Annotated in this window: 12 protein-coding genes and 1 pseudogene; 4 read left to right on the top strand and 9 right to left on the bottom strand. The window is 67.5% G+C overall.

Annotated features, from left to right (window positions below; translation table 11 throughout):
• Window positions 1-432 precede the first annotated feature (432 nt).
• On the top strand, window positions 433-1,056 hold the full coding sequence (locus tag ACIBK0_RS00065; RefSeq protein ID WP_399073896.1) for an SMI1/KNR4 family protein: 624 nt from the start codon (window positions 433-435) through the stop codon (window positions 1,054-1,056).
• 51 nt (window positions 1,057-1,107) lie between these two features.
• Here the strand turns inward: ACIBK0_RS00065 and ACIBK0_RS00060 are convergent, their stop codons facing one another.
• The 4 genes and pseudogenes from ACIBK0_RS00060 to ACIBK0_RS00045 all read right to left on the bottom strand — a co-directional run bounded on the left by ACIBK0_RS00060 (window position 1,108) and on the right by ACIBK0_RS00045 (window position 4,218).
• On the bottom strand, window positions 1,108-2,412 hold the full coding sequence (locus ACIBK0_RS00060) for a NucA/NucB deoxyribonuclease domain-containing protein (RefSeq protein ID WP_399073894.1): 1,305 nt from the start codon (window positions 2,410-2,412) through the stop codon (window positions 1,108-1,110).
• 308 nt (window positions 2,413-2,720) lie between these two features.
• Complete coding sequence (locus ACIBK0_RS00055; protein WP_399073892.1) at window positions 2,721-2,846, bottom strand: hypothetical protein; 126 nt, start codon at window positions 2,844-2,846, stop codon at window positions 2,721-2,723.
• Between the two features lie 350 nt (window positions 2,847-3,196).
• Window positions 3,197-3,661, bottom strand: a pseudogene (locus ACIBK0_RS00050) (hypothetical protein); the annotation flags it as partial.
• 305 nt (window positions 3,662-3,966) lie between these two features.
• Window positions 3,967-4,218, bottom strand: coding sequence for a GntR family transcriptional regulator (locus tag ACIBK0_RS00045; RefSeq protein WP_399073890.1), 252 nt, complete (start codon window positions 4,216-4,218; stop codon window positions 3,967-3,969).
• Window positions 4,219-4,597: 379 nt separating this feature from the next.
• Between ACIBK0_RS00045 and ACIBK0_RS00040 the strand changes: the two genes are divergently transcribed.
• The gene (locus tag ACIBK0_RS00040; RefSeq protein ID WP_399073888.1) at window positions 4,598-4,855 is read left to right on the top strand and encodes a hypothetical protein; all 258 of its coding nucleotides are present in this window, start codon (window positions 4,598-4,600) and stop codon (window positions 4,853-4,855) included.
• Window positions 4,856-5,225: 370 nt separating this feature from the next.
• Here ACIBK0_RS00040 and ACIBK0_RS00035 read toward each other — a convergent pair whose 3' ends face one another.
• From ACIBK0_RS00035 to ACIBK0_RS00020, 4 genes are all read right to left on the bottom strand, one after another.
• Window positions 5,226-7,418 (bottom strand): thiamine pyrophosphate-dependent enzyme, encoded by a 2,193-nt coding sequence (locus ACIBK0_RS00035; RefSeq protein WP_399073886.1) that lies wholly within the window; start codon window positions 7,416-7,418, stop codon window positions 5,226-5,228.
• Window positions 7,415-8,968, bottom strand: coding sequence for an aldehyde dehydrogenase family protein (locus ACIBK0_RS00030; RefSeq protein ID WP_399073884.1), 1,554 nt, complete (start codon window positions 8,966-8,968; stop codon window positions 7,415-7,417). Before ACIBK0_RS00030 ends, ACIBK0_RS00035 begins: the two co-directional genes overlap by 4 nt.
• Before the next feature lie 79 nt (window positions 8,969-9,047).
• Entirely contained in the window at window positions 9,048-10,388 is a 1,341-nt protein-coding gene (gene lat / locus ACIBK0_RS00025) for an L-lysine 6-transaminase (RefSeq protein WP_399073882.1), read from the bottom strand.
• Between the two features lie 818 nt (window positions 10,389-11,206).
• Entirely contained in the window at window positions 11,207-11,416 is a 210-nt protein-coding gene (locus ACIBK0_RS00020) for a hypothetical protein (protein WP_399073880.1), read from the bottom strand.
• Window positions 11,417-11,643: 227 nt separating this feature from the next.
• On the opposite strand from ACIBK0_RS00020, the gene ACIBK0_RS00015 reads away from it, so the two are divergent.
• Window positions 11,644-12,111, top strand: a complete 468-nt coding sequence (locus ACIBK0_RS00015; RefSeq protein WP_399073878.1) for a VOC family protein — start codon at window positions 11,644-11,646, stop codon at window positions 12,109-12,111.
• Window positions 12,112-12,340: 229 nt separating this feature from the next.
• Here the strand turns inward: ACIBK0_RS00015 and ACIBK0_RS00010 are convergent, their stop codons facing one another.
• Entirely contained in the window at window positions 12,341-16,141 is a 3,801-nt protein-coding gene (locus ACIBK0_RS00010) for an AAA family ATPase (RefSeq protein ID WP_399073876.1), read from the bottom strand.
• Between the two features lie 880 nt (window positions 16,142-17,021).
• Here ACIBK0_RS00010 and ACIBK0_RS00005 point away from each other — a divergent pair.
• Window positions 17,022-17,622, top strand: a 601-nt coding sequence (locus ACIBK0_RS00005; protein ID WP_399073874.1) for a helix-turn-helix domain-containing protein, incomplete at its 3' end; no start/stop codon positions are given.

Below are 17,622 nucleotides of genomic sequence, written 5' to 3'. Positions count from 1 at the left end.
TCGTCGATCTCTTGGGCGAGCTGGAGGGCTTCGGTGCTGTAGGCCTCGGCGATGGCCTCGTGACCCGCGTTGACCGCCATGTAGCCGAGCAAACCGGAGGCTTGGGAGGCCAGACGGAAGAGCTCTGCCCGCTGCCCAGGCGGCTGGCGCCCTTCCAGCAGTGTCTGGATGAAATTACGCAACTCGGCGGTCTTGGGCGCGAGCTGGTGCGGACCGTCGGCCTCGTACCGGTCCACTATGGCGCCCACCCGCTGGGCCAGCACGGTCAAGGTGGCGGGGTCGGTGTTGGACGAGATGGTCGTGCTCAGGCGCCTCGCCACGTCGAGCGGGCTCTCCCAAGGTTCCCGGGCAGCTGTCTCGCGGACGGGGACGACACGTGATCACTTCGCGCCAATGGCGTACTCGATCATCGCCAGGTAGCAAGATGACACCATGACGACGACACTCACCGATGCCTGGGCACGTGTCCGAACAGCTCTGGACGCGCATGCCCCCTCGACAGCACGTACTGTCCGGCCATCGGCGACCATGGACGACATATCCGAGGCTCAGTCCGTGATGGGACAGACGTTCCCCGATGCGGTGAGGGATCAGTTGTTGCTTTTCGATGGGGTGGAGCCGAATCCGATCACGGGCGTTTTGCTGCCACCCTTGTACATCCCTGTCGGCCTCCAGCGCCTGCAGATGCTGTGGCAGCGCAAGCTCGCCGCCTCGCAGACCCCAGTCAACGGGGCAGCTGCCACAGCCCATGCCGGAGAGCCTTGCCAGGAGTTTCATCCGCTCCTAGTGCCCATTGGGGACGACACGACGGGGGATTTGCTGGTAGTGGACAACAGGCCCGGTGAGCTGCGCGGGAGCGTTCTGACCTGGAGCAAGGTCGACGGCTACTTCGGCACGCCCACCTGGCCCAGCGTGACCGACATGTGGGCCGATGTGGCGCGTGCACTGGAGACCGGAGTTGATCAAGGCACCGAATGCGACGTTGATCCCCATTTGACGTTCAACGGGTGCGCTGCGGTGTTCACCGCTGACGGACTTCTTGAGTGGGAATTCTAGCGAGGCCGGTGCTGTTCCCGGCCGAAGCCCGCCGGGAACAGACGACTGGCGTCAGGGGATGATCACCACATAGAACTCGTCGTTCGGGCCGTCGATGATCCTGTTGTTGGCGTAGTACGTTGCGAGCTGAGTGCCACCCGCAGTGTTCTCGGTACCGTTGATGGCCAGTGCCGAAAAGTTCTTCTTGGGTTTGCTCGGCTCGTAGATGGATTGGGCCGATCCTTCATAGGTTGAGGCGAACGGGTACTCGTCGCACTCCAGCCCCTTCGACGCATAGTTGGGGTCTACGGCTGTGCATACCTTCACGGCCTCACGCCGGTTTGCATTATATCTGTTCAGGTTCGTCTGGTTGATGCTTTTCTGCAGCCGGTGCAGTGGGTCGCTGGCGCTCCGGCCTGCCACGTGCTTCGAGGGATTGGCCGGCAGGGTGTTCTGTGGCTGCGTGAAAGCCGTCTTGATATGGGAGGCCACCGCACGTTCCGGAGCAGTGCTGGCGGTGCTGTACCGCAACGGGGAGACGTCGTAACTCAGTGCGGCGCCCCCGGTGTGCAGCACGTCCGTGGGCTTGTAGTTGGGAAGGTAGGGAGAATTGTCCCAGCGCAGCCCGAACGAGGAGAATTTCCACTCAGCCAGCGGGTTGGTCTCGACCCAGCCGGGCGGCCACTCAGGCACAAATTTCATGTTCCAGACCGCCCATATGCCGTCGTCGGGTGCGAGACCCTGCCCGGGCGAGGCGTTGGTCGAGATCATGAAATGCGGGTGCGCCTTGAGTTGGGCCACTGTCGTCGGAGTCGGGTTGAGGCCGCCTTGGCCCAGCGTCACACCGCTGGGGACCGTGGGGTGGTTCAGTGAGGTGCCCACGAGCGTTTCGTCGATCGCGTTGGTGCCCGCTGCGTAGAAGTCCGAGAAGTAGTAGTCGAACTGGACGTCCCGCGAGTTGGCCCGCACCGTCGCGATAGCGCTGACCGTCATCTGCGAGAAGCCAACCTCTCTCCCGTTGACGCGCCAGGTGGCAGCAAACCACTGAGATTCGCACATCGCGAAGCGGGACGCGATCCACATGCTTGCGTCCGAGGCGGTATGCGCCTTGCATTCCGCGAGCGTCATCGTCCTCTTCGGTACGTCCGTCACGGTGGGGCCCAACTGGGCGCCGGACGCCCGGCCTTCTCCTGCTCTGGCATTGGGGGCATCCCCTCGCAGGAACGCCGGACCGATCCTGCGGACGGCGCTGCTCGTGATCGCTCTGCGCCGCTGCGTCAATCCCACGGCCTCGGGAGTTTCACCGGCCTTCAGCCGTTTGAAGATCGTGTCCGGGGACTGCGTCGGAGCGTCCGTTAAGTAGGTGTCGACTGTCATCGAGTCGGAGTGGGGCGCCGCCTGGGCGACTGAGGTCCCCAGCAGCGCTAAGGCCATCGTGGTCAGCAAGATTGTGAGCCCGTGTCTGAGACTGCGCATGTGGTCCTTCCGTGAGACAGGGGCCACGAACTGGTCCCCGTCGAGCCCTGGCCAACAGGAAGTAAACGTATGTCAGTTCGACCCTTGGCGCCGCAGGTCTTGCCTCTGACAGGGGGAAAGGGAGAGTGAACCAGCCATGATCGACAGCAGCGACCTACTGACAGCAGCATCTGGTTGCTGTGCGTGACGGATGTTCCCTGACGGCCCTTCTAGTAATGGAACGGGCTGAGGGCGACGGCAACGATGTCGCGAGAAGCGGTCTTGACGTCGGCGGTGGCTTCCTCGGGCAGGACCCGGATCGCGCCGATGAGCTTGCTGAACTGCGCTTGGGCCATCGGTGAGTTCAACCGCCCTGCGGGTTTGTTGTGGGGCATGCAGATGCCGGCCGGAGCGCCCTCGTACCCCTCTGTCCGTCAAGGGCAGGAGTACGTCAACGGCGGCCTGATCGAGGGCGGTGAAAAGTCGTGATGGCGGGCGCAGGGTGATGTCGTACTCGCCGCCGGGGCGTGCACACTGGACGGCACGTGAAGCCTCTTGGTGAAGGCTGGTCTTCACAGACCAGTCTCCACCAGGGTCACCCGTTTCCGGTCCCGGATCGACACCCGGCGGCCCTGCCGACGTACCGTCGCCTCACGCTGTGTGACACCCCTGCTGTCAACGGCACACTGGCTTCGGCGGAAGGAAGTCAGGTAGCTGATCCCGGGTCGGTGATGAGGGCTTCAAGGTAGGCGACGCGGCGGTCTTGGAATCGGAGGTTGGAGCGGGCGGCCTTCAGCTGCTCGTCGAGGGTGCGGTTCTCGGTGGTGAGCTGGCGGATACGCCGCTTGAGCGTCGTGTTCTCGGTGGTGATCCGCTGGATGACCTCCTCGGTCCACTCGACCTGCAAGTCACTGATCTGGCCAATGAGTTCGCCAATACGGGTACGTTGGGCGAGGATCTCGGTGTGGGTGGCCTTGAGGGCCTCCTCGGCGTTCAGTGCGCGTTCGCGCCAGGTTGCCTCGCGATGGTCGTCCCGGTCGGCGAGCATCCGGGACCGGCGTTCGCCAGCTTCGGTCATGGCGGCGGCGACCGCCGCTCTGGCCTCCGGGTTGTCGTAGAGAAAGGTGCGGGAGACCTCCGCCCGGCGGGCGATGGCGGCGACGCTGACCTGGGCCTTCTCACGACCACAGGGCCTCGACCAGGATCACAAAGCAGACACAAAGACCATGGTCGGGCCTATGGTCGGGCCCGACAGGCCCGACCACGCCGACGCAGTGTCTACGCTGAACGTCCTCATGCCACCCGACCGCTGCGGGGGCAGCACACCGGCAGACTCAGACCTGCGGGCTGCTTTGAGGCCACCGACACTCACAGCGGTGTCCGTTACCTCCTGCGCGCCACTGGGCGACCGACTGCCCCTATATCCAGGCCTGCGTCGATGACCGGGGTGCGGGGCGGCTTCGGCTGGGCGGGAGGCTAGGCGGTTTCAGGGGCGGGCGGCAGGGTGTCGGCTACGAAGGTTCCCAGTCCGACTTCGCCCCGCGTCCAGCCCTCTTCGCGCACATGCCGCATGGCCTTCGCCGCTGTCGCGTTCACTACGCCGAATTCCTGGGCGATTTCCAGGGTGGAGGGCACGCGGCTGCCCGGCGGATAGGTGCCGTCCTTGATGCGCCGGATGATCTCCGTCGCGATCTGCCGCCATAGCGGGCGCGTGCGATCAAGCTCCATGGTTTCAGCGTGGGTGACCATGGCATTCTGTGCATCCGTGGTTATCTGCGGTTATCTGCGGTTATCCACGGTATGTTGGGTTCCGGACACGGAACGGCCCCGACGGGAAGCGGCTACTTCCTCACCGGGGCCTGAGCCGACTGAGTAGGAGTCGACATATGCACAGCCTACTGACCGCGATCCTGAGCCTCTTCCCGCTTCCCTGCGGAATACGCCGCGTCACCGCAACGCCACTGTTCCTCACTGCCACACCACCCACCTCCGCTCGCAGGGCCACCCCGGCGCGTCGGTCGGGGCCGTCTTCGGCGGACGTCATCGTCGGCGACGGTCTGCCACCGGTTCGGACATGCCTCGCCGTGTGTCCGTCGGGGGGCGTCGCATGACCGCGAGTCGTCTCCGCAGCGTTGGCATCGATCCCCTCACCGGCAAGGAGGCGTTCGTGGTCGCGCAACCCGGGGGCTTCCTCGAGGAACTGGCTGACGCACACGCCCTCGAGGCCGCCGCCGTCCTGGTGACTGTCGTCGGTGCCGTGTTGGAGGGCGGCAAGTCGTCGGACTCCGAACTCGCCGCACTCGTACCGACGTTGCACGCCGCGCTAGAGGAATGCATTGGCATCATGGCGGCGGACAGGGAGTGATTGCGTAAGAGGGCAATCCGCTGCTCAGGCGGCGCTGCCAGCGGGTTCATGGGAATTGGGTCGGTCAGCACGCCCGCCGGCCACCGCGACCAGCTCCCCGATGGCACCGCTTCTGCCCGCGGTCGGTCGATCACGGCCGGCTCGATCGAAGGCGCTAGCGCAGCATCCGCGGGCGCCTCGAAGTCACCGGTGTCGACTGCCGCCTGACGCGTAAATACTGACGCGGGTGGGCAAAACCGCAGGTAGCTGACCTCGCCTCCTGAGGTGCCACCCCGCACCACGGTGTTGATCAAGGGCTACGGGGTGTTCGGTGTGCCATTTACCCGTCCCACGGCGGGCGGCGAAGCCGCCCTGGGTCGCTGACCAGCCATCACCTCTGAGTATTTGGGCCTGCAGAGAGCATCTCGGTCGCCGCGCGCTCGACGTCCGCCTCCGACACGAGTACCAACTGAGCCGCTTTCCCCAGCGGGACGAAGCTGTCCACGCTCGCGACCCGTCCGACCGCGCCCGTGAATCCGGCATCGACCAGCGCGGTGACGACCCCCTCTGACACGCCCCCCGTACGCCGGGTCTCGTCGACCACAAGGACGCGCCCCGTCGAGCGCGCTTCTCGAAGCAGATCCTCCACCGGCAGGGGGGCCAGCCAGCGCAGGTCGACGACCCGGCCGGCGATGCCCTGTTGATCCAGTCGGCGTGCGGCTCGGAGGGAGATGGGGAGGCCGTTGCCGAAGGTTACGAGGGTGAGGTCTGTGCCTGTGCCGTAGGTGCGGGCTCGGCCGATCGGTACGTGGTCTGCGGGGGGCGGGTATGCCGCCAGCCAGGCGTTGTCGCCCTCCTCGTGGAGGTCTCGCGTGTGGTAGAGCGCGATCGGCTCCAGGAAGGCGCTGACCGTGCCGTCCACCTTCGCGGCCGCCACGCACGTGCGGAGCATCGCCGCCGCGTCGTCGGGGCGGGAGGGGGAGGCGATGACCAGGCCGGGGATGTCGCGCAGGGCGCCGAGCGCGTTGTCGTTGTGGAAGTGGCCGCCGAAGCCGCGCTGGTAGCCGTAGCCGGCGATGCGGACCACGAGGGGGTTGCGGTACTGGCCCTGGGAGAAGAACTGGAGCGTGGCGGCCTCGCCGCGCAGTTGGTCTGCGGCGTTGTGCAGGTAGGCGAGGTATTGGATTTCGGGAACCGGTAGTAGTCCGGACAGGCCCGCCCCCAGCGCGAGGCCGAGGATGGACTGCTCGTCGAGCAGGGTGTCGAAGACCCGCGCGGTACCGAAACGCCGTTGCAAGCCCCGGGTCAGACCGTAGACCCCACCCTTGCGGCCGACGTCCTCGCCGAAGACGACCATCTCCGGGTGGCTGCCGAGCAGGTCGGCGAGTGTGTGGGTGATGGCCTGAGCGAATGTGACGGGCTCGCCCACGGGGGCTGTGGGTGGTTCGGTCGTACGGCGTGCCGTAGCCGCCACGAGGTCGGGGCGGCGGGGTGCGATGGGGGCTGCGATCTGCGCGGCGGTGGTCAGGGGCTCGCTCTCCAGGGCCTCCTTGGCTACGGCGAACACCCGTCCGCTCACCTCGTCGTACCGGTCGAGAACCTGTTGCGGCGACAGGATGCCGGCCGCTGTGAGCAGCCGGGCCGTGGCCAGCAGTGGGTCGCGTTCCAGGTCCGCGGCGACTTCGGACGGCGTGCGGTAGGCGGCTTCGGCGTCCGAGCCCGCGTGGCCGAGGAACCGCACCATCGACAGATGCAGGAAGGCGGGTTGCCGGTTCTTGCGTACGTGTGTCACCGCCTCGCGCGCGGTGTCGAGGGCGGCCTGCGGATCGCAGCCGTCCGCGGCGAAGTAGGTGAGAGAAGGCCGGCTGCCGTAGGCCTGCCGCACCCAGTCGTGCGGTGTCGGAACGCTGATGCCCAGGCCGTTGTCCTCGCAGACGAACAGGATCGGCATCGGGAGGCCCTGGTAGGCCGCGTGGCAGGCGCTGTTGATGGCGCCTGCCGCCGTGGAGTGGTTGACCGACGCGTCGCCGAAGGAGCAGCAGACGACGGCGTCGGCGGGCCAGGCGCACTCGGTTCCGAGCCGCCTGGCGCGGGCGATGCTCCATGCCACACCGACCGCTCGGGGCAGGTGGGAGGCGATGGTCGACGTCTGCGGGATGACGGCCAGTTCGTGGCGCCCGTATACCTTGTGCCGTCCACCGGCGATCGGCTCCTCGGCCCCGGCGGCCACCCCCAGCAGCATGTCCCTGACCGCGTCGACGCCGCCGGCCTGCCGGGCGCGGGCGCAGTAGAAGGCGCCGGATCGGTAGTGCAGTAGCGCCGGGTCGGTGGGGCGCAGGGCGAGGGCGAGGGCGGCGTTGCCCTCGTGCCCGCTCGATCCGATGGTGTAGTAGCCGCGGCCCTGTTGTTGCATCCAGCGTGCGGCGGCGTCGGTGTGCCGGCTCTCCAACTGTGCGTCGAACAGGTCCAGTGCGGTATCGGTGTCCAGTCCGCCGGAGTCGCGCAGCGGGATCGCCGCGTCCGCGGACCGTGGACCGGCTACCGCCTCGCGGAAGTGCCGGTCCAGGTCCTCGACAGCGCTCACAGGCGGAAGGACAGGTCGGGCTCGAGCGCGGCCACGTCCATCTGTGCTTTTTGCAGACGGCCGGAGTGGTCCCAGTTCATGGACTGCCAGCGGGTGAACTGGTCGAGCACCCACTGCCCCGACTGTCGACTGCCGTCGCCCGACTTGCCGTTGCCGCCGAAGGGAAGGTGGGCCTCGGCTCCGGAGGTGGTGTTGTTGACGCTGACCATGCCTGCGGAGATGCCGCGCCGGTACGTCCATACCTCGTGCGGATCGTTGGTGTAGATCGCGGCGGACAGTCCGTAGCCGGGGGCGTTGGCCAGTTCCACGGCCTCGTCGAGGTCCCGGTAGGTCGTCACGCCGACGATGGGGCCGAAGGTCTCGTTGAGGAACAGGTCGTCGTCGCGGCGCACTCCGTCGACGATCACCGGGTGGTAGAACATGCCCGCCTCAGGGTCCCCGACGAAGCCCTTGCGCGGGTTGTCGGCCGTGATCCGCCCGATGCCGTCGGAGCCGTAGGTGCGGTGGTGGTCCTTGATCCAGCCGAGGAAGGTCTCGTAGCGCTGCGCGAAGCGCTCGTCGAGCATCGGGCCGTAGAGGACGTCCTCGAACGCGTCGCCGATCCGGGCCGCGCGGCTCGCGGCGTCGAAGCGGGTGAGGAAGTCCTCGTGCACCGACTCGTGCACGATGAGCGTCCCGAGGGAGGTGCAGCGCTGCCCCGCGGTGCCGAACCCGGAGAACAACGCCCCCTCGACCGCCAGGTCGAGATTGGCGCTCGGGGTGACCACCTGCGGGTTCTTGCCGCCCAGCTCCAGGCACGGGGTCTGCAGGTGGCTCCCGCACAGGGCGCCGATCTTCTGGCCGACGAGCGTGGAGCCCGTGAAGCCGACCTTGTCGACCAGGCCGGCGTCGAGGGAGGCCTCCAGACCCGCGTACGTCTGCTCCCCGTCGGCGAGGACGAGGTTGAGTACGCCCTCGGGCAGGCCGCCCCCGTGCACGAACAGCTCGAAGAGGGCCTTGGCGCTCGCGGCGGCGTACTCGGCGGGCTTCCACACCACGGTGTTGCCGGTCACAAGCGCCGGTACGAGATACCAGGACGGCACGGCCACCGGGAAGTTCCCGGCGGTGATCACCGCGACCGCGCCCACGGGGTTGCGGAAGGTGAACAGCTGCTTGTCCGGCATCTCCGAGGGCACCGTCTGCCCGTACAGGCGGCGCCCCTCGCCCAGGAAGAAGTCGCAGGTGTCGATGATCTCCTGGACTTCGCCGAGCGCCTCGGCCAGCGGCTTGCCGATCTCCTCGGTCACGATGCGGGCGAGTTGGTCCTTGTTCGCCTCGACGAGCCGGCCGATCTTTCCGATCGCGGACCCGCGCACCGGCGCCGGGACGTCCGCCCAGGACCGCTGAGCCGCCTTCGCGGCCCTGGCGGCCTCGACGAAGGTCGAGGCGTCCCCGAGCGAGACCTCGGTGACCACTTCGGCGGTACGACCGGGATTGGGGCGCCGAAGAGTCCCGCCGGGAGCGCCGGCGACCGGATGGCCGGCAACGATCGAGGCGACGGAACGGGCCATGTCTTTGCCCTGCCTTTCGAGTGGGTTGGGCTGGGGTGGCTGGTACGGGGTCGGCTCGTACGGGATCGTCCGGTACGGGTCAGTGGAGACCGGCGAGGATCCGGTCGAGGGCCCGCAGGGCGAACCCGAGCTCGTCCCGGGTGATGGACAGGGCAGGGCGGAAGCGCACCGTACGCTCACCGCACGGCAATGCGATCACCTGCTCCTCGGTTCGCAGCCTGCGCACCACGTCGTCGCGCACGGCGCCGTCAGACAGATCGATGGCGCACATCAGTCCGCGGCCTCGCGCGTTGGCCGCCAGCGGTGTGTGCCGGACTTCGAGATCACGCAGTTCGGTCAGGAACCACGCTCCCACGGCAGCGGCATTGGCCACCAGGTCGTCCCTTTCGATGATCTCCAGGATGCGGCGGGCCCGGACCATGTCGACGAGTCCGCCGCCCCAGGTGGAGTTGATCCGCCCGGAGACCCGGAGGACGCTGTCGGGTACCTGGTCGACCCGGCGGCCCGCCATGATGCCGCCGAGCTGGACCTTCTTGGCAAAGGCGACGATATCCGGCTCGAGACCGAGTTGCTGGTAGGCCCAGGTGGTGCCGGTGATCCCCACCCCGGTCTGCACCTCGTCGAGCACGAACAGCGCGTCGTACTCGTGGCAGAGCGCCTGCATCGCCTGCAGGAACTCCGGGCGCATGTGGTTGTCGCCGCCCTCGCCCTGGATCGGCTCGGCGATGAAGCAGGCGATGTCGTGCGGGTTGTCCTCGAACGCTCGCCGCGCCTGCGCGAGGGCCTCTCGCTCGGCCTCCTCGACCTCGGCGAGGTGGCGCTCGAGGGGGAAGCGCACCGCGGGTACGTCGATGCGCGGCCAGTCGAACTTAGGGAAGCGGGCCGTCTTGTTGGGCTCGGTGTTGGTCAGCGAGAGGGTGTACCCGCTGCGGCCGTGGAACGCCTGCCGAAGGTGGAGCACCTTGGTGCCGAGCTCGGGGGAGCGGCCTGCGGCCTCGTTGCGGCGGCTCTTCCAGTCGAACGCCGTCTTGAGCGCGTTCTCGACGGCGAGCGCCCCGCCCTCGACGAAGAACAGTCTCGGCAGGTCCGGATCGCCCAGCACCCGGGCGAACGTCTCGACGAACTCGGCGTAGTGCGTGGTGTAGACGTCGGGGTTGGCGGGCTTGTTCGCCGCCACCTGCGCGAGGAGGGTCATGAACTCCGGGTCGTCCACGATGCCCGGCGCGTTGAGCCCCAGCGGGGCGGACGCGAAGAACGAGTAGAGGTCGAGGAACTTCCCACCGGTGCGCGCGTCGACGATCCACGAGCCCTGGCTGGCGAGCGGGTCGAGCACAAGCTTGAAACCGTCGGTCAGCACATGCCGGCCGAGTCTTTCGTGCACCTCGTCGGGGTGGACTGTCGACACCGCGGCAACCGTCATGGAGGCACCTACTCTCGATAGCCGTCTACCGAAGAAACTTCGTTGAACGCGAGAATCAGCGAAAATATTCTAGATATGAGGCGGGAGAGGCCGCAAGGTTTCGTGCAGCGGTAGATGCGGATGCGTCGAACGGTGGGCTGATCCGGCCGCCGCGACGGCGTCAACGGCGACGCCGCGGGCGAGCAAGGTCGTCGTCGGCGCCTCTGCTTCTGCTCGGTCGGTGAAGGCGCGGCCCCCGGCAGGGGCACATCGGCGGCCTGGTTGTGGCGGAGGGCGGAGATATTGAGGGGGGCGATGGCAGGAGCTGCGGGACCGGATTTGCTGACACCCGTTCGCCGGGAGGCTTGACCGGCGCGCATCGGACATGGGCAGCGTGCGCAGTGCGGCGGGCGGGCCTGCGTAAGCCATGCGCAAGCCCGCGGTGGGACGGCAGACACCGTCAGTAGCTCCGGCAGCTCAATGCCCTGCCCGATGGCGTATCCGGGCGCGTAACGCCCTCCCAAGGATGCGCACTGACCATGTACTTGGTGGCACGCCGGGTGTGCACATCCGTGGTGGGCCCCTTAGAAGGTCCGACCATGGGACGGACCACGGCAGGTAGGGGGCGGTTGCGCATGCTCTCGCACCGGCCGCGTAGAGGGACTGCGCAACCGCACACCCGTATTGCGCATCCGCTGGGCGATCGAGGTGCAGGTCGTTGCGCAACGCTGTGGTCGGGGCTGTGGTCGGGTCCATGGTCGGGGTTGGGGCCTGTGGTCGGACACTGCGCATCCGCCGCACGGAGGCGATGGGCGGTGCGCAGCGGCCGCGCGGGCTGTCTACGCGTCCGGGAACTGGTTCCAGGAGACTCGGCTGTCGGGGTCCCGAATGGCACGCCACACGGGCGCGGAGGGGCCGTTGGCGCGCGGATCGGCCGGCGGTGCGGCCACGACGGGGACGTCGCGCAGGAAGCCGGTCACCTGGACCGGAGCGTGATCGGCGCCGCTGTTCCCCGTGAGTCGCTGCGTCCCGCCGGAACGGGCACGCAACGGGCACAGTCCCGGCCGGGCAGGAGCACGCACAGGCACGGCACGCGTGTCGACGGGCGGGCCACCTCCACCAGTAGCCGAAGAAGTGAAGGGCGGGGTCTCTGAGCTGCGGCCGTGACATCGATCAACGCTGCGACTGCGACTTGGCCGAGATCCACCGATGAGTTCCGCCGGCTGGGCCGGTCTACCAGGACGTACGCCATCGAGCCACCGACTGGAGACCCACCATGACCAATCCCGCACACCCCGGCCGCATGCTGTTCGTGAACATCCCCGTAGCCGACCTCGAGCGCAGCAAGGCGTTCTTCGCTGAGCTCGGGTTCAGCTTCAACCCGATGCTCACCGACGAGACCGCCGCCTGCATGCTGGTCGGCGAGCACGCCTTCGTCATGCTGCTCAGCCGTGAGAAGTTCGCGGAGTTCGCGAAACTGCCGATGGCCGATCCCACCACGCACACGCTGGCGCTGTACTGCTTCAGCGTGTCATCCCGCGATGAGGTCGATACGGTCAGCGCCGCTGCGCTCGCGGCGGGTGGCTCCGAGGCGGACGGCGCCGAGGACTACGGCTTCATATACTCACGCAGCTTCTTCGATCTCGACGGCCACGGCTGGCAGGTCATGTGGATGGACCCGGCGGCGGAGCAGGGCCCCGAGGCGTTCGCGGCCTCCGTGCAGGACGCCGACGGCCCGGCCTGACCCACCAGGCGTTCCGCACGTGCGCCATCATGCATGCCGTGCCTGCGATCTCAGTCGGTGTAGCGGCTTTGGGCTGGAGCTGCCATGCGGCGAGTGATCATGGCCCCGTAAGCTTCCGGCGCGTCGGGCAGTCTGTGGACCTGCCGACACCCAGGCGCTCCTGGACACCGCGCCCGCCCGCGCACCTGACGAGCGGAGGGGGGATGCGGCGCCTATACGAAGTTGGCGCTCATGCCTTGGGCCGTCGAGCCGCGGTCTTCTTTGCCACCCGTCGCACCGGTGCAGACGTGGTGGGAGGCGTCGACGGCTCGGCCCCCAGGACCTGGGAGGCAAGGGTGAGCCAGGCCTGTGCGTCGGCGCCGTTGAGATCGTCGGTCCACATCAGGGTGCCGTTCGGACCGCCGCCTTTGTCCCAGGCCACGATTCCGTTCTCCGCGTACCACTCCTTCTTGAGCTCCCACTTCCGGGCATAGTCGGGGAGGTCGAGCATGCCGGCGTGCTCCCAGAAGACGGTGCGACCATCTGTGGTGGCGATGGTGAAGTCAGGCAGTACCACTCGCCCGTCCGATCCGGTGAGCGGCTCCTCGTACTGCCAGTGCCCCCGCGCCAATTGGTCGAGGAGGCTGGCGATGATGACCTCGTTCTTCGACGCCATCGGGGTGCCGTTGGCGGACACGTGCATCAGCTTCCGGTCGAACCGCCGAGCCTCACCGCGCACCTTCAGCGCGACCGGGTGCGGGGCCTCGAAGAGATCGGTGAGCCGGCGAGCGGTTTCCGAATTCCCTGGTTGAGCCAGACCGCGCAGGTCCGTCAGCGTGCCCTCGTGGAGGATGACGACCTTGTCCTTCTGCCGGGTCAACGCCGTGTACATGAGTTCCCGCGACACGTTGGCCCGGGCGGGAAGAACCAGGAAGGTCGTGCCGAACTCCGAGCCCTGAGACTTGTGCACCGTGACGGCCCACGCCAGTTCGAGCAGGGCGTCGTCCGAGTCCGAAGGCCAGTAGCCGTACTCGTAGCCAGGCTGTGAGGAGAATTCCACGCTGAGTTTCAGTGAGCGTTTCGGCCGCTTGGAGGCGGGCGTGACCCACCCGATGGCGACGCCGATCTCGCCGTTGGCGACGTAGTTCATCGCGTCGTCCTTCGGCCACGCGGACATGCGCTTGTTGATCGTCTGCATGACCTTGTCGCCGCGCACGATCTGCTCCGGACCGATCGGTGAGGGGATGTTCCCTCTCGGGGTGTTCCGTTGGGCCCAGCGGGTGTCTTGAGCCCGGTACTCGCGCTTGATGTGCCGGTTCAGCTCGACGGTGCCGAATGCGCGGGACCGGGTTGGTGAGAGGATCTGCCAGTCCTCGGCGTGGATGCCCGCACCTCGCTGCCAGTTGAGGTACGGGCCGTTGACGCTACCGCCGTAGGTGAGAGCGAACGCCCGTACTGGATCAGTGGCCGAGCCGAGGCCGAGCTCGTGGTCAAGAGAATCCGTGAGGGCTTCCACAGGGGTGCGGTCGCTCCAGGAGACGTACTGCACTGTGGGCAGGTTCGGATTCGTAGCGAGTTCGGTCCAGATCGCCTCGTCGCCGGCACCACGGGTGTTGTCGCCGAACCAGGCTGCGAGCTCGAGGTCGTGCCTGGTCCCGTGGCTGCCGTCCGGCAACTGGCGCCTGGGTACCTGCAGCTCAACGTATCCGGGTGCGACCCGCACCCGGTCCGGGGAGCTGTCAGGGCGCAACCTGTTCACCAGATCAACGAACGGCCGTCCGGGCCCGATCGGCGGTAGCTGACGGGGGTCCCCGACCAGGATCAGCCGTTTGACACCGGTGAACGAGTCGAGCGTCGCGGCGAGCATCTCCTCGGTCAGCATGGAAGCCTCATCGATCACGACAAGTCCGTAGCTGCGCCGAGGCTGCTGGTCACCCCAGACCAGGTAGCGGCCTGTTTCGCCGTCGTAGCGATTCGTGGTGCTCAGGTAGGACGCGAGGGTCTTCGCGGGCTGCTTGACCTTCGTCTCGAGCTGCACCTTGGCCTTGCCCGTGGGGGCAAGGAGAAGGACGTCCCCGGCAGCTACGCCGGGGTACTCGACGAGGGCACGCAGAAGAGTTGTCTTGCCGGTCCCGGCTGGACCGATGAGCACTGAAATGTGCGCGTCGTGCAGGGTGGAGAGCCCGGCGGCCTTCTCCGTACGTGCCCGTTCTTCGAGCTCGTCGCGCCCCTTGCTGCCCATGGTGACACTCTGGTTCCGGTCGAGCGCGGCGTCGAGGACCTGGCGGGCGTCGGTGATCCCGCCGAGCCTGGGAAGGGCCTCTTGTGCGCTGACCCAGTCGCGGATGACGTTCGCGGTGTCCTCGAACCGGTTGAGCTTGTAGGCGGGGGTGCCGTCGGCGAGCAGGACGCCGGTCAGCGGTGACCAGTCGGGCCAGTCGAGGACCGAGTCGTGGTCCAGGTCGATGCCGGTGAGGATGGTGCCCGTCAACTCCGGTGGCTGTGTGAGCGGCATGTGGTTGGCCAGCTCGACGGCCTCGTCGAACGGCACAACGGTGTCGCCCTCAAAGCCCTGACGCTCCATCACGTCCGTCAGGAGGGCCTCGATCCGCCGACGGTCCAGGTGGCCTTCGAGGCTCACCTCGTCCGGGACGGGCGGTTTCCAGGTGACGTGCGTCGGCGGGAACAGCGCACGGTCGACAGTCGTGAAAGGGACATGGAGGGGTGAGCCGTAGGTGCAAGTGGCCGCGAAGTACGGGTTGTCGAGGAGATCCTCGGCGGACATCTCGACCTCGGTTTCACCCTCGAGCAGCATCCGTACCTGGTCCGGGCTGATGTCGAATCCGGACAGGAGTCTCAGGACCGCTTGGCTGGCGGCCGGGATCTTGTTCCAGATCCGTGCCTGGGGCGCGGCGAGATGCGGCTTCAGCGAGACGGGGGTGTTTGCCGGGTTGGCGAAGACCGTGTCGAGCAGCTCCCAAGGGTCAGTGTCCTCACCCGCCTCCATGAGTACCGTTCGCGCGGCGACGTAGGGCTGTTGCACCCCTATGTGGGCGAGCACACCGGGCAGGCCGGGGACAGGGCCGCGGAGCTGCCAGAGGCGCTCGGTCTGGTCGGTCAGCCACTCCATCGCGGACTCGGGGATGTCGAGACCGAGCTCGCGCATACCTTCGGCTGCCGACTGCAGGGACGCGAGGGCTTCGATGGCAGCGTCGTCGGAGAGGTGCTCGGTGACATAGGAGAACTCGACCTCGCGGCCCTCCGGCGCCCACGCCAGAGCCCTGTCGATGTCGGTGCCTTCGTCCATCAGCGATACGAGCTGCTGGTACGGCAGCAGGATCCCGTCGCGCATCTGAGGGCGCAAGGAGTGTTCGACGATGGTCTCCCACATGGAGGAGTTGAACGGCGGGTTCCCGTTCTGGTTCCACATGGGTGGCGGCGTCACCCGCGTGATACGGGCGGCGCCGGCAAGGAGGCGGTCGGTGCGCTGTTCCTGCAGCGGGGAGTGCTTGAGATAGACGAAGACCAGAGAATCGCGCGGCACAACCGGATCGAAGAACGCCTCGATGATGGCCTGCTGGTTGTCGCCGTCCATCACCCATGGTGGCTCGGAATTCAAAACGTTGTCGACGTGGTCCTCGGAGTGCTGGTTGAACGCGCCGACTCGGCCGTGACCGATCTCGTGGGCCAGGGAATCGCGGTTCATCCAGCGGAAGGGGATGGCCTCGAACGCATACCCGGGCACGATGACGGCGGTGTCGAGCAGGCAGCCGCGGAGCGCGGGGCTGTGCCGATACGGATGCTGCTTGGTGACGGTGTACCCGAGCGGCGACATGAACGTGGCCCGCTCGCTCAGGCACGGCAGCCGGTCGTGGTCGAGGGTCTCGATGGCGGCACCGGCGTTGCTGACTTCCAAGGCGTCCTGGCGCCCCTTACCGATCGCCGCGAGCAGGGTGCAGGACGAGTTGCCCAGCGGGTCATCGCATATGAACTGGTCCCACGGTCGGTCCCGCCACGGGATTCTCATCGACAGGTGCTGTACGCCGCTCATCTCGCTGGCGTATCACCTGATGCCGCCCAGCGCTATAGCGAAAATCTGTCCGAACGTGGCATCTGCTCCGAGTGTTTGGTCGAACCCCATGCGAAGACGGGCCTTTACGCCGGATGCGGTGCTGGGGGCACGTGCTCCGGATCGGTAGGGCAAGGCGTCAGTCACGATCCCCAGGTGATGTCCTCCCATGTGTCCGACGCGTGGGCCTCGCCCTGCGAAACGCGCCGCCGTTGCACGTCTGTTGCAACAAGGGTTGCGCCATCTCTTGTCTCATCTCTCTCAACTTCGCTTGCCCTTACCTAAATTCGCCGTGTGCTTCACCGCTGGTCACCACGCGGATCTGGCGTGGCCGGGGAGCTGACATCCCCCTCAGCAGCCCCCTGACCCCTCCCAGAACAGGAAGGAAGGAAAGGAGAAGGGGTGGGGACAGGACGTGCTGCTTCGGGGGATCGGGGCGGCCTGGCGGGTGGTTGCGCGTCGGCGGGCCTCCGCGCGGGCCGGCGTTGTTCACGCCTCGGGTGCCGGCTCCCGGGCATGAAGCACGGCGTTGATTCCGGCCTCGCTTGCGCCGACGGCGACGACGCGTTTGCTCGTCACGCATGATCCTCGACCGGCGCCGGTGCGCATGGCGAGGCGCCGACAGGGTCGGGTTGTGGGTGACCCTCGACGCCATACAGTGACGCGTCGCGGACGAGGGCAGCACCACGGTGGAAAGCAGGGCGGTGCCCCCCGCCGCGTTGTGCGCTGCTCTCGGGACCGCTAGATGTTCTGTCCATGGAGGTTGGTGACGCAGGTCTCGGCTGAGGGATCTTGAAATGGGTGAGGGCCTTCTGGCCTGGTGTGGATTGCGACATCTGCACCGGCGACCAGAAAGGCCCTCGTGCCACACCGTAATGCACCCCTGACGGAGACTGGTCGGCTGCGGCTGGCCCGCTGCGTGGTCAAGGACGGCTGGCCGCTGCGTCGGGCGGCCGAGCGTTTCCAGGTCTCACCGACGACGGCCCAGCGGTGGGCCGAGCGCTACCGGCTGTTCGGCGAGGCGGGCATGGCCGACCGCTCAAGCCGTCCGCACACGAGCCCGCGCCGCACCCCGACCCGCACCGAACGGCGGATCATCAAGGTCCGCCTCCTGCGCCGGTGGGGCCCCGCCCGCATCGCACACCTGCTGGGCCTGGTGCCCTCAACCGTGCACCGTGTGCTGACCCGCTTCCGTCTGGCCCGCCTCACCCACCTCGACCGGGCAACCGGCCGTGTCATACGGCGCTACGAACGCGACCGGCCAGGCGAACTGGTCCACGTGGACATCAAGAAACTCGGCAACATCCCCAACGGCGGCGGCCACAAGACCCTCGGCCGCCAAGCAGGCCGCAAGACCCGCTCCGGCGTCGGCTACAGCTACATCCACACCGCCGTCGACGACCACTCCCGCCTCGCCTACAGCGAGATCCTCACCGACGAGCGCAAGGAGACCGCCACCGCGT

The organism is Streptomyces sp. NPDC050564 (genome assembly GCF_044457265.1).
In the GTDB taxonomy this organism is placed as follows: domain Bacteria; phylum Actinomycetota; class Actinomycetes; order Streptomycetales; family Streptomycetaceae; genus Streptomyces.
This window is presented reverse-complemented; position numbering and strand designations above follow the sequence as displayed.

Bases quoted from the DNA above. Each gene is read 5' to 3' on its own strand.
- ACIBK0_RS00065 (WP_399073896.1), top strand. From the start codon at position 433: ATGACGACGACACTCACCGATGCCTGGGCACGTGTCCGAACAGCTCTG.
- ACIBK0_RS00060 (WP_399073894.1), bottom strand. From the start codon at position 2,412: ATGACAGTCGACACCTACTTAACGGACGCTCCGACGCAGTCCCCGGAC.
- ACIBK0_RS00055 (WP_399073892.1), bottom strand. From the start codon at position 2,846: ATGGCCCAAGCGCAGTTCAGCAAGCTCATCGGCGCGATCCGGGTCCTG.
- ACIBK0_RS00045 (WP_399073890.1), bottom strand. From the start codon at position 4,218: ATGGAGCTTGATCGCACGCGCCCGCTATGGCGGCAGATCGCGACGGAG.
- ACIBK0_RS00040 (WP_399073888.1), top strand. From the start codon at position 4,598: ATGACCGCGAGTCGTCTCCGCAGCGTTGGCATCGATCCCCTCACCGGC.
- ACIBK0_RS00030 (WP_399073884.1), bottom strand. From the start codon at position 8,968: ATGGCCCGTTCCGTCGCCTCGATCGTTGCCGGCCATCCGGTCGCCGGC.
- lat (WP_399073882.1), bottom strand. From the start codon at position 10,388: ATGACGGTTGCCGCGGTGTCGACAGTCCACCCCGACGAGGTGCACGAA.
- ACIBK0_RS00015 (WP_399073878.1), top strand. From the start codon at position 11,644: ATGACCAATCCCGCACACCCCGGCCGCATGCTGTTCGTGAACATCCCC.
- ACIBK0_RS00010 (WP_399073876.1), bottom strand. From the start codon at position 16,141: ATGAGCGGCGTACAGCACCTGTCGATGAGAATCCCGTGGCGGGACCGA.